The sequence below is a fragment of the Methylibium sp. T29-B genome, assembly GCF_000576225.1.
Classification (GTDB): Bacteria; Pseudomonadota; Gammaproteobacteria; order Burkholderiales; family Burkholderiaceae_C; genus Methylibium; species Methylibium petroleiphilum.
The window spans coordinates 1-11,614 of the sequence record NZ_AZSN01000118.1; the positions used below are offsets into that span (position 1 = coordinate 1).

At 68.2% G+C, this 11,614-nt stretch carries 9 protein-coding genes and 2 pseudogenes; 6 read left to right on the forward strand and 5 right to left on the reverse strand.

The genetic code is table 11. From position 1 onward, the window contains the following. Positions 1–419: ACT domain-containing protein (locus tag Y694_RS15950; RefSeq protein ID WP_036234232.1), on the reverse strand; the 419-nt coding region annotated here is incomplete at its 3' end. A 202-nt stretch (positions 420–621) separates the two neighbouring features. Here Y694_RS15950 and Y694_RS15955 point away from each other — a divergent pair. Next, positions 622–1,611, forward strand: a complete 990-nt coding sequence (locus Y694_RS15955; RefSeq protein WP_231497725.1) for a fatty acid desaturase — start codon at positions 622–624, stop codon at positions 1,609–1,611. Further along, the gene (locus Y694_RS15960) at positions 1,608–2,876 is read left to right on the forward strand and encodes a hypothetical protein (protein WP_051495831.1); all 1,269 of its coding nucleotides are present in this window, start codon (positions 1,608–1,610) and stop codon (positions 2,874–2,876) included. The genes Y694_RS15955 and Y694_RS15960 overlap by 4 nt, the downstream gene beginning before the upstream one ends. Here Y694_RS15960 and Y694_RS15965 read toward each other — a convergent pair. Next, the gene (locus Y694_RS15965) at positions 2,847–3,794 is read right to left on the reverse strand and encodes an HTH-type transcriptional regulator ArgP (RefSeq protein ID WP_051495832.1); all 948 of its coding nucleotides are present in this window, start codon (positions 3,792–3,794) and stop codon (positions 2,847–2,849) included. The two genes, Y694_RS15960 and Y694_RS15965, sit on opposite strands and share 30 nt — an antisense overlap. Positions 3,795–4,186: 392 nt before the next feature. On the opposite strand from Y694_RS15965, the gene Y694_RS15970 reads away from it, so the two are divergent. Further along, entirely contained in the window at positions 4,187–5,059 is an 873-nt protein-coding gene (locus tag Y694_RS15970) for a site-specific integrase (protein WP_231497726.1), read from the forward strand. 662 nt (positions 5,060–5,721) lie between these two features. Continuing rightward, positions 5,722–6,794, forward strand: a pseudogene (locus Y694_RS15975) (flavodoxin family protein). A 231-nt stretch (positions 6,795–7,025) separates the two neighbouring features. Here the strand turns inward: Y694_RS15975 and selD are convergent. Beyond that, complete coding sequence (selD, locus tag Y694_RS15980) at positions 7,026–8,099, reverse strand: selenide, water dikinase SelD (RefSeq protein ID WP_036234240.1); 1,074 nt, start codon at positions 8,097–8,099, stop codon at positions 7,026–7,028. Then, positions 8,096–8,770, reverse strand: a complete 675-nt coding sequence (locus Y694_RS15985) for a glycosyltransferase (RefSeq protein ID WP_310732262.1) — start codon at positions 8,768–8,770, stop codon at positions 8,096–8,098. The genes selD and Y694_RS15985 overlap by 4 nt, the downstream gene beginning before the upstream one ends. A gap of 308 nt (positions 8,771–9,078) precedes the next feature. Here Y694_RS15985 and senA point away from each other — a divergent pair, with 308 nt between their 5' ends. After that, the gene (gene senA / locus Y694_RS15990; protein ID WP_036234243.1) at positions 9,079–10,299 is read left to right on the forward strand and encodes a selenoneine synthase SenA; all 1,221 of its coding nucleotides are present in this window, start codon (positions 9,079–9,081) and stop codon (positions 10,297–10,299) included. A 9-nt stretch (positions 10,300–10,308) separates the two neighbouring features. Here senA and Y694_RS15995 read toward each other — a convergent pair whose 3' ends face one another. After that, positions 10,309–10,641 carry an L-histidine N(alpha)-methyltransferase gene (locus tag Y694_RS15995; RefSeq protein WP_081771323.1) on the reverse strand — a complete coding sequence of 111 codons (333 nt, stop codon included), beginning with the start codon at positions 10,639–10,641 and terminating at the stop codon, positions 10,309–10,311. A 260-nt stretch (positions 10,642–10,901) separates the two neighbouring features. Between Y694_RS15995 and Y694_RS16000 the strand changes: the two are divergent. After that, positions 10,902–11,614: pseudogene (locus tag Y694_RS16000) on the forward strand (hypothetical protein); the annotation flags it as partial.

An 11,614-nucleotide genomic window follows, 5' to 3' on the forward strand; every position in this document is an offset into this window, starting at 1 on the left:
ACGGCGGGCCGCGCCGAGGGGCGCGGCGGTGCCGAAATCGACGCCAGCACCTTCAGCGCCTGCTCCGAGTGACGCGTCGGCACGAACAGGTGATCGTGGTGGTAACCCGCGACGACGTTGCAGGGGATGTCGGCGTCGGCCAGCCGGCCGGTCAGCGTCGCGATGAAACCGACGGCGTCGAGTGCCGAATGCACCGTGAGGGTGATGAGGTGCGACTCGAAGACATAGGGCACGGCCGAGTCTTCGGCCTGGGCTTTCTCGACGATCGCGGTGACTCCCTCGGCCTCGCGAAAAGTGCAGATCGGCTCCAGGCCAGGTGGGATGCGGAAGTCCGGAAAACTGCAGTAGACGAAGGTCTCGGGGTGCAACTGCGGGGCCATCTCGCGCCGCAGGGTATCGAGGTCGCGTTCGCCACTCATCCGGGGCTCTCCTTTGCGTGTGTGGGAAGGCTGGTTTCTGTAACTGATTATGAGGACTCGACCAGGCTTCTCGCGATTCGCCGTCGCGGTTTAGCGAAGCTCACCGAGGGCCAAAGTTGCTAAACGTCCTCCGCGCGCCGTAGTGCGCTGCTAGCGTCGATACCCGGGCCTTTGCAGAGGCGTTTCCACTGGTGTGAAGCCGGTGGGGCGCGCGATGCGTTACCGCCCGGGGAAGGAGTTTCCGGACATGTTGACGCATTCGGAAGTCCTCGGGGACCAGTCGGAACTGCGCGCGCAGTTGCAGCGCGACGGCGGCGCGCACCGCGAGCTGCTGCGGCTGAACTGGGCGCGGCCCGTCGGCGACATTGCCTTCGATTGGGCCGCCATCCTGGCCGCGACGGCGGCGGTAGTGTGGATCGGGCTCGAGATGCTGCCGCTGGCGCTGCTCGTCGTTGCGAACCGGCAGCGCGCCCTGGGCAACATCCTGCACGATGCCGGTCATCGCAACCTCTGCCGAACGCTGCGCGTGAACGATGCCGTCGCGGGGCTGCTCGTCGCGCCTTTGGTGTTCGCGTCGCTCGAGAGCTATCGAGCGGACCACTTCAAGCACCACATGCAGCTCGGCGCCGCAGGTGGTGATCCCGACCTGATCGATCCGCCGGAAGCGCTGCCCCGCCATTGGCTGTCGAGCTATCTGCGCCAAGTCTTCTCGCTGCGGGCCTGGTGGGGCAACTTCTTCGGGCACCTCGGGGCCGTGGGCGTGTCATGGTCGGGCCGGGTGGGAATCGCGGCCTGGTGGTTTGGGGCGCTTGCGCTGCTGGTCGAGTTCGCGGGCGCGCAGTTCACGCTGACGTTCGTCGGGTTGTGGCTGCTGGCGCGGGCAACGGTCTTCCACCTGATCACGACACTGCGCGAGATGTGCGACCACTTCGGCCTGCGGCCGGGCGGCATCCTGAGCTTCACACGCGACATGGCCGTGCGCGGCCCTGCGCGCTGGCTGATCCACCCACGCAACAACGGCTATCACCTGAGCCATCACCTGCTGCCGGCTGTTCCCTACTACCACCTGCCGCGAGCGCATGCGCTCTTCCGGCGCCTGCCCGCGTACCGGGAGCATGGGACGGTCTGTGACGCGTACTTCGACGGGCCTACCGCGGTCGTCCGAGCCTGGGAGAGGGAGGCCAGATCATGACGACGCGGGTGCTCGGCACGCTGCAAGTAGCGGCGTTGCTGGTGTCGGCGAGCTATGGCATCGGCTTCCTGTTCGGGTCGGGCGAGATGGCGCTGTCGCACGGCATGGCGGGCGGTCTGTACGGTGTTGCGACAGCGCTGGGCATGCTGGCGCTTGCGACCTTCGCGGGCAGGTTGTGGAAGCTCGGCGTACCGGTCTGGGAACTGTTCGGGCAAGCCTTCGGCCAGCCGATCCAGCGCGCCGTCGCGTTCCTGTCCCTGGTCTGGATGAGCGGCGTGCTGGCGGCCCAGATCGCGGGTGGCGTCGCCATCGCGCGGGTGATCGGTCTGCCTGGGTACTTGTCCCAGGCGCTGGTGCTGGCGCTGATCCTCGGCGCCTCCCGGCTCGACCTGCGTGTCGCATCGCGCCTGTTCGCCGCCTGCCTGCTGGCGAGCGCGGTGGTGCTGCTTTACGCGCTGGCTGACGCGGGCGGCCTGGCGCTTTACGCGCAGGCGGCGCCACGGTTCGTGAGCGACCTCGGAGGATTCAGCACGTCCCGGCTGGTGTCCATCGTGCTGGCGGTCGGGCTGCTCGTGTGCCTGGGCGCGGACTACCACCAGTTCGTGCTGGCCGCGCACCGTCCGCTGGTTGCCGCCGCGGGCTGCGCACTGGCGGGCGTGGTCCTGATCGCCGTCGCCTTCCTGCCGCCGGCCCTGGTGCTGGCGCTGCGTGGCTGGGGCGAACTGGACGGGCTGACGGACGCGAAACAAGCGATCCCGTTTGCACTGGGGCGCGCGGCGGATGGGCTGTGGCCCGGATCGGCAGCGCTGCTGCTTGCCGCGCTGTCGACGGCGGCACTGGGTTCGGGCGCCGCGATCGTGCGTGCCATGGCCAGCGCGATGGCGGCCGCGGCGCCCGGCGCGCGCGATACGAACCACGTGGGCTGGTCAATGGCCGCGCTCGCCGCCGGCGGCCTGCTGGCCGCGCGCGGGCAGGGCATCGTCGAGACCATGGCGTCGGTGAACGTGGTCTACCTCGCCAGCGTCGGTTGGCTCTTCGTGCTGCTGTTGCGCGGAGCGACCCTTCCAGCGGGCCAGGCAGGCCTCGTGATGGGATCTGGATTGGCCGCGTCGGGTGCTGTCTACCTGGCAGGATGGACGGGCTGGATCAAGGGCGACGCCGACACGGTGTCGCTGATCGGAGGACTCGGTGTGTCGGCCATCGTGGGCCTGATCTGCGCGATGGGTGGGTCCAGGTCATTCGGCATCGGTGGCCTTCGGCGCTGAAGCTGCAGGCGGCTCCTGCGCCGCGCGCGGCAGCAGTTGGGCGTGTGCATGGCCGACGACCAGGTTCGTGATATCGCGCGAAAGAGGTGGCTCCAGTTCCCAGTGATGCCAGTGCAGGTTGACGAGCACCGGTTCATCGGGCGCGAGGTCGACGAGTTCGCCGCGCCCGGCTGCCGCGGCGGCCTGCAGGCTCGGCACCAACCCATAGCCGATCCCGGCGGCAACACCCTCCATCAGGATCATCGGCGAGGGCAGGTAGTGGCGCGGGTAGCGCTCCACGGCGAAGCCGAAGCGCCGCTTCAGGAAGTCGTCGTGCAGTGAATCCTTCCGATTGAACAGGATCGCCGGCGCGACGAGCACCGCCTGAACGTTCAGTCCGTTCGGAAAGTATTCCGCCGCAAAGGCCGGCGTGGCGTAGCAGCGGTACTCCATCGCGCCCAGGCACTCGGCCAGGAAGCCGCCCGCAGGTTTGTCGTCGGTCGAGACGCAGCCGATGACCTCGCCACGTGCAAGGCGCCCCGACGTGTGGTCCTGGTCGTCGGTGACGATCTCCAGCGCTACCTGCCGGCGCAGCAGCAGTTCCCACAAGGCGCGCGGAAACCAGGTCGCGAGCGAGTCGGCATTGACCGCGATGGCCAGCGGCACGGGCACATGCGGGCCGGCCTGGGGTTTCAGTTCGTTCAGCGTCGCGCCTTCGAGCAGGCGCAGTGCCTTGACGTGGCGCAGCAGGACCTCGCCTGCGGCAGTCGGCACGACGGGCTTCTCGCGAACCAGCAGCACCGTCGTCAACGACTCCTCGAGGGCCTTGATGCGCTGTGACACCGCGCCGCGCGTGATGTTGAGCAATGCCGCGGCGCGTTCGAAGCTCTGCGCCTCGGCCACCGTCGCGAAGGTTTCCAGCTGATCGCGATCGAGCATTCTTCTTGCCCCCTGTTCAGCGTTTCTGCGTGCCGACGAAACTCCCTAAACGCCGATCGGCCGCGACGCGTTCAACCTAGCATTTCGATACCGACGTTCCCAAGGAGTGGCTCGTTGATATTGGCGCAGGAAACGGCGCGACGTGCGCGCTCGGGTTTCACCCAGTAACTAAACCGCTAATTGCTTGCCATTGGAGATCGATGGACAGCGGTCGCCGTTGAATGAGCCAGTGCCGATACCTCTGGCCGGGCCGCGTGGTTTTGGCTGTCGGCGCAGGAATCTCTTGGGAACGATGGACATGTTCGACAGCAGTCGGAGGGCATGCCATGGAAGACGATGAACCAGGTTCCACGGGGGGCGCCGCGATACAGGCGGTGGCCATGCTGCGTGCGGTGATCGACGGCCGCACCTACGATTCGGTGGCCGCGGATTTCGGCATCACACGCACCGCCGTCGAGAGGCGCGTCAAGGCGGTCGCGATCCGCCTGTGCAGGGAAGTGGGCATCGAAGGCATGAACGACGGGGCCACCGCTTTCGTGCGGCGCCTGCGCGAGCGGCGCGAAGCCATCCTGCATGCCCTGGAACGATTCGAGCCGGTCGCGGGCCACGCTCCGAAAGGGGATCGGGTCGTGAGCGCGGACGAGATCACCCGGGCGGTGTTGCGCATCCGCGGCCGTAGCGCCCAGCCCGCGCGCGACGTGGCCTTGTTCTACACGCTGTTCGTCACCGGCGCGCGGCCCCTCGAAATCGTGCGGCTGCGCGTCGGCGACTACCTGCAGGCCGATGGCGCGGTGCGTCGAGAATCGGAACTGCCGGCGACCGCGAGCATCTCCGGCAAGTCGAGGCCGCTCTACTTCGCCAGCCGAAAGCTGGACGACGCACTGGCTGCCTACCTCGCAGAGCGAGTGGCTCGGAGCCACGGCGCGGGCGACTCCAATGCCTACCGCGGTCTCGATCCGGACAGCCCGTTGTTCCTGAGTGCGACGGGCGAGGGCTTCCGCATCACGCAGTACGGCGCCGAGGGTCGGCGGCGCTGCCTCTGCCGCCCGATCCTCGAGACCTACCGCAAGCTGTTCCGCTACGCGGAACTGGAGTGGGCGACACCGCTGTCGATCCGACGCACGGTGGTTGCTCGCCTGTATGACCGTGGCGCTGACGAGGAGCAGGTCGGTCTGGTGCTCGGCATCAGCGAACGCAGCGCGGTGCGCGAGCAGTTCCCACGGACCAGACCGAGCATGACAAGCCTGGTACAGGAACTGGTCTGAGGGCCCGTGCGCTACGGCCGTGGTCAAGTTGTTTGCCGTGGGTGCGGGATGAAGGCCTTCGTCGCGCACTTCCGCTACACCAGCGAGACGACTCGCGTCACCAACTGACGTCCTGAGAAGTGTTCTTATCAGGACGTCGTTTGGCGAAGATAAAACAGGGACGAGCTTTCAATCCGCTCCCAACAAGTGTTCCCGCCAGGGACGGGCACCGATGCAAGTGCATGAACGAGCCGCCAGTCAGAAACTCGAGCATGCGTCACTCGACCCGGGATAAGGCGAGACAACCGGACCGCCTGGGACCGCGGTCCGGCTGAAGGGCCCACAGCCACGGCCATCGTCCGCTGCTTATGGCCAGGCGCAACGGAGATTGGTGCGCTAGCAGGGCATCAAGGCATAGCGGGCATCGCAATTGCCGCAGCCAGTAACGGGATCGCGGACATGATTGACATCGCAACGGCCTTTGAAGCTCGGTTCGCGTTCGGCGCCTGCCGCTCCAGAGTGCCAGGCGACCACTGGGGCACGTTCGGAGCAGCAGGTTTGGCCCTCGAGGGCGGCCTCTTCATTGGCGACGGACCTCTTCCGCTCCGCGCGAGGTGCGGTCGTGACGGACCGACCAAGTGGCGGTGGCGAAGAGGGGACCCCGGCTCGAGTCCCGGCCCACGATGACCCCGAGACCCCGCAAGGGCCAAGCGCCCGACACGCTGTCGCGCGACGCGTTCGGCGAGCGTTTCCGGCAGCGCTTCGTCGATCCCGGATTCGATGCCGAGCGCCAGGCGCTCGAACGCCTGGAGCAGATCGCCTGGGAGGCCTACGACGGCGGGCGCAAGTCACCGCGCACGGTGAAGGCCGGTCCCGCCTTCGCCGATCCGCAGTTCGACCTGTCGCAGGAGTGGCTGGAGACGCACCGCCGGCTGCAGGAGGCGCAGCAACGCTGGGCCGCCGGCGCTACCGCGTCGCGTGTGCTGCTGGTCAACGCCTCCCCCCGCAACGACGGCACCTGCCCTGGCGAGATCTCGAAGACCTGGCGACTGGCGCACGTCGCCCGCGAGACCCTGGCGGCGCAGGGCCTCGAGGTCGACCTGCTCGACCTGAGCCGCTCGCGTCCGACTACGCGCGCCACATCCATCCGTGCAAGGCCTGCGTATCGACCGCTATGCCGCTGTGCCACTGGCCATGCAGTTGCTATCCCAACCACGCCCTGGGCCAGACCAACGACTGGATGGCCGAGATCTACGAGCGCTGGGTGTCCGCCCACGGCGTGCTGCTGCTCACGCCGGTGCACTGGTACCAGGCGTCGAGCCCGATGAAGCTGATGATGGACCGCCTGGTCTGCGCCGATGGCGGCAATCCCGACCCGACCCGCACCGGCGGCAAAGACCCGCAGAAGGCCAAGCAGATCGAGCTCGAGGGCTGGGCGTATCCGAAGCACCTCGCTGGCCGGGCGTACGGCGTCGTGGTGCACGGCGACGTGGCCGGCATCGAGGGAACGCGCCGCGCGCTGTGCGACTGGCTGGACTGGATGGGCCTGATCGACGCCGGTCCGATGGCGCGGTTCGACCGATTCATCGGCTACTACGAACCCTATGCGACCAGCCACGAGGCGCTGGACCGGGACGGCGCGATGCAGGAGGAGGTGCGCAACGCCGCGCAGGCGTTGGCGCAGGCGGTGACGCTGCTGCGCGAGGGCCGGCTGCTGCAGGGCGATCGGGGCCTGCAGCAGCCGCGGCCCAAGTGAAGGTGCAGGCCCCAGGTAGGCCCGGGTAGCGAAGGACCGCAAGTCAGCCCGCGGGCAGGAGGCATCAGCTCGGTGCCTCGTCGGTGCCCTCAAGAGCCGGATGCGGAATCGACGGGCAGCGCCGGCGTCGATCCCGTGTGCTATGGAACAGGCTCGCGCGCCGCAGCTGCCACAGGATGCTGCCAGTCAGTCGAAATTGACGCAGCGCCTCACGCACCGGGCAGGGGACTATCAGCTCAGGTGCAGGCGCGGTGACGAACTCGTGGCCATCACCTTTCCGACTACGGCCGCGGCCTCAAACCCGTGACGTCGGAAAACGGTCATCACCTCGTCGACTGCCGCCGGCGTGCAAGACACCAGCAGCCCCCCGCTGGTCTGCGGATCGGTCAGCAGGGCGCGATCCTCGGCAGTGAAGCCGGCTGGCAGGTCCACGTCGGCGCCGTAGCCGGCCCAGTTGCGGCCCGAGGCACCGGTGATGAAACCTTGACCAGCCAGCCCTCGCACGCCCTCCAGCAGGGGCACCGCCGACCAGTCGATCCGCACACCGCAGCGCGCGCCGCGAGCCAGTTCCAGCGCGTGCCCAGCGAGGCCGAAACCGGTGACGTCGGTCAGCGCGTGGACGCCGGGGAGTGCGGCCAGGTCCGGTCCCGGCGTGTTCAGCTTGGTCGTGTTGGCGATCATCTGCGCGTAGCCGGCCGCACCCAGTTGTTCCTTCTTCAAGGCCGCGCTCATCACGCCCACGCCGAGCGGCTTGCCCAGCACCAACAGGTCGCCGGGCTGTGCGTCGGCGTTGCGCTTGACCCGCTTCGGGTGCACAAGGCCCAGGGCCACCAGGCCATAGATGGCCTCCACCGAGTCGATCGTGTGGCCGCCCGCGATCGGGATGCCGGCAGTGCGGCAGACCGCGGCACCGCCTTCGAGCACACAGCCGATGGTCTGCGTCGAGAGCACGTTGATCGGCATGCCGACCAGCGCCAGCGCCAGGATGGGCCGGCCGCCCATCGCGTAGACGTCGCTGATGGCATTGGTGGCGGCGATGCGCCCGAAGTCGAAGGGGTCGTCGACGATGGGCATGAAGAAGTCAGTGGTGGCAATGAGCGCCTGCTCGTCGTTGAGCTGATAGACCGCGGCATCGTCGGCCGTCTCGATGCCCACCAGCAGCTCCTTCGGCACGGGCAATGCCGCGGTGCCCTTCAGGATCTCGGACAACACGCCCGGAGCGATCTTGCAGCCGCACCCGCCCCCGTGCGACAGCGAGGTCAACCGCGGTTCGGCGGCGGGAGCGGGGCAGGCAGATGCGTTCATGGTTGAGATCCGGCGGTGCGGCGGGACAGCAGCCCGCCGACGATTTGATGCAGCGCGACCCGCTCTGCCTCAGGCGCAAACAAGGGCGCGCGTAGAGTCTGGTGAGCCATCAGTCTCGGCAGCATATCGGCATCGTCGCGGGCGCGCTCGAGCAGGGCCGCCAGCCCCGCGTCGTCACCGGGCGCAAAGTACCCTGGGTATTCGCTGCCCAGCAGTCCCACATTGCCGTCGATGCGTGAGGCCAGCACGGGTGTGCCGCTGCGGATCGCCTCGATCACCACGTGCGCGCCACCTTCCATGCGGCTTGCGTGCACCAGCACATGGGCGGACTGGATGTGTCGTCGCACGGCGCCGTGCGCCAGTCCGCCGAGCCAGCGGAAACCGGGCACCTCGCGAGCCAGGGCCGCGGCCTCAGCACCCAGAAAGGGGTCCAGCGCCGCACCGATGTGATCGAACCTCATGTCCGCACGCTCGGCCAGCCGGGTCACGGTGCGCCACCAAGTCCGAGGGTCCTTTTCGTCGCGCAGGTGGCCCACCATCAGCGCGCGCAGGTATCGACGTGACTTCGGCACCTGCCGCCGCTCGCCGCACGACTGCAGAACCACCCGGGCCTTTGCGCGCAGCCTCTCCGGCAAGCCCGACGCGCCAAGTTCGTTGAGGACCACCAGCACGTCTGCCGATCGAGAGAGCGACGCGCTTCGTCATCGATGGCGATATCGCGGTACAGGTCGGTGCCGGTCAGCACCAGCATCAACGGTCGCTCGGGATGCGCGGTCCGCCAGGCAGCGATCGAGCCCGCCGAACGGCGCGCATGCAGCGCGATCATCAGCGCTTCATCGCGGCTGGCGCCGCCATCCCACCGGTCGGTGAGACGGACGCGGTAAGCTGGACGCAACATGCTCGCCCAGCGGCGCGCCGTCTGCCAGTTGCCGTTGTTGGCCGATGCCAGCGCGGGCGTCACGATGACGAGGGTCTCTCGATGCACGATGCAAGCCTAACGCTAGCCGCGCAGGCCGCCCGGCAGAGCTCGCCCGAGGTGCTGGCGGATTTGCTGCGCTCCAGCCGTGCCGACACGCTGGTCACCTTCGCCCGCTACCTGCAGGCCTTGCCGGACCTGCGTGTGCCGCTGCGGCCCGAACTCAATCCGCCGCTGTGGGAGCTGGGCCACATCGGCTGGTTCCAGGAGTACTGGATCGCGCGAAACCCCGCGCTGGATGCCGGCGCGCGCGCGGACCCTGAAGTGCCTCGTCGAGAGCCTCTGCGCGCCGACGCGGACGCGCTCTACAACTCGAGCCGTGTCGCGCACGACAGCCGGTGGCAGCTCGCGCTGCCGGACGCCGAGGCCACGCGAGCCGACCTCGCAGCTCAACTGGAGCAGACCCTGGCGTTGCTGCAGCAGGCTGAACACAGCGACGACGCGCTGTACTTCTTCCGTCTCGCCTTGCTGCACGAGGACATGCACCACGAGGCGGCGCTCTACATGGCGCGCGGACTGGGCATCGCCGTCGACGACGAGCGCTGGCAGGCGAGAGGGCTCCCCGATCCCGGCGCTGCGCTGCGGCTGGAGGCCCAACGCTGGCGGCTCGGAGCCGATGCCGGACGAGGTTTCGTGTTCGACAACGAACTGGTGGGTCGCGACGTCGAGTTGACGCCCTTCGCCATCGACGCCCAGGCCGTGCGCTGGGCCGAATACCTGGCATTCGTGGAGGCCGGCGGCTACGACCAGCCGCAATGGTGGTCCGAGGCCGGTGCGCGCTGGCGCGCTGCCCAGGCGAACGCCCTGCCACGGTACCTTCGACGCGGTAAGGACGGATGGCAATGCTGGCGGGGCGGACGCTGGGCCGTACTCGACCCGCGCGAAGCGGCCTCCCACCTGACATTGCACGAGGCCGAGGCGTGGTGCCGCTGGGCTGGCCGACGCCTGCCCACTGAAGCCGAGTGGGAGTGCGCGGCCTGTACCGCCGAGCCCGCTTTCGGTTGGGGCGACGTGTGGGAGTGGACGGCCAGCCCGTTCGAGCCGTTGCCGGGCTTCGAGCCGCATCCGTACCGTGACTACTCGGCGCCGTGGTTCGACGGCCGGCCGGTGCTCAAGGGGGCCTCGCACTGCACGCAATCGCGCATGCGCCACCAGAAGTACCGCAACTTCTTTCAGGCCCACCGAAACGACGTGCCAGCAGGCTTTCGTAGCTGCGCCGTGTGACGGCACAGGTCAAGCCGCGGCTAGGAACAACGCAAACCAGCCGCGTTCGTCGGTCCAGTGCCGCGGCTCGCGGAAGCCGGCCTCGCGCAACAGTGCGCCAAAGGCATCCAGCGTCCACTTGTAGGAGTTCTCGGTGTGGATGCGCTCGCCGGCAGCGAAAGTCCGTTCGCCGCCGAGCCAGTGCACGGTCTGTGCGATCCGAGATTCGAGGTGCATCTCGATGCACGAGTCGGCCCGATTGAACAACGCCACGTGACGCCATTGACGCAGTTCGAAGTCGGCGCCGACCAGCCGGTTCAGACGGCGCAGCAGGTGTTGAGATCCACGAACCCCACTAGCCATGTCCACGAACCGCGCTAGCGAGACTTGCGGCTAAGGTATTGATTCAACAAGGAAATTCGGGTTCTAAACCCCTCTCGCTGTCTGTCGCGAGTTGACCACAACACGCGACACCGAGTCCACGAACCTTGCTATTGCATCTGGCGCGTCCATGAAGCATGCTACTGGCGCATTTGTGAGGTGAACGGATGCAGTCGCCCCGTGAGATCGGCGAACGTGAAGTCCAGATCGCTCGCGTGCTGAGGCCGTTAGGCCGAGGTCCCATGAGACGCGAGCAGGCCGAGCGCGCGGGCCAACTGCTGGGTGTCCACTGGACCACGGTCTATCGCCTTCGTGCTCGATTTCTGGCGGATCCGAGAACGTCTGCGCTGGTACCGGACGCGGGAGGCCGCCGCGGCGAACCCTGGCGGCTGGCGCCTCCGGTCGAGGCGATCGTCTCGTCGGTCGTCGACCAGTGGGTCCCGCGGCAGCGCGAGCTCGCACACCCCGTGCTGGACGCCCTCAACGAGGTTCGCCGGCGCTGCACGGAACATGGTCTTGTGGCGCCGTCACGCAACACGGTGGCGCGCAGGCTGCGTTCGCACCGCGGCCAGGAACTCCAGCATCTGGCCTCTCTCCCGGGCGCTGCAATCGCGCCCGGCAGTTTCGGAGCGGACTGGCCGTTGGAGATCGTGCAGATCGACCACCCCCAGGCCGACGTCCTCATCGTCGACCGCTTCACCCGCAAGGTCATCGGCCGCCCCTGGCTGTCGGTGGCCATCGATCTGGCCACGCGCACGGTCCCGGCCTTCTTCATCGGCATGGAGCGGCCCGGTGCTGGCACCGTGGCCCTCCTGGTCAGCCGCATCGTCCAGCCAAGGCGGCCTGGCTGGCTCACCTGGGGCTGCAGATCGACTGGCCGATGGCCGGCCTGCCGCAGCGGCTGCACCTGGACAACGCGGCTGAGTTCCGCAGCCGCGCCCTTCGCCTGGGCTGC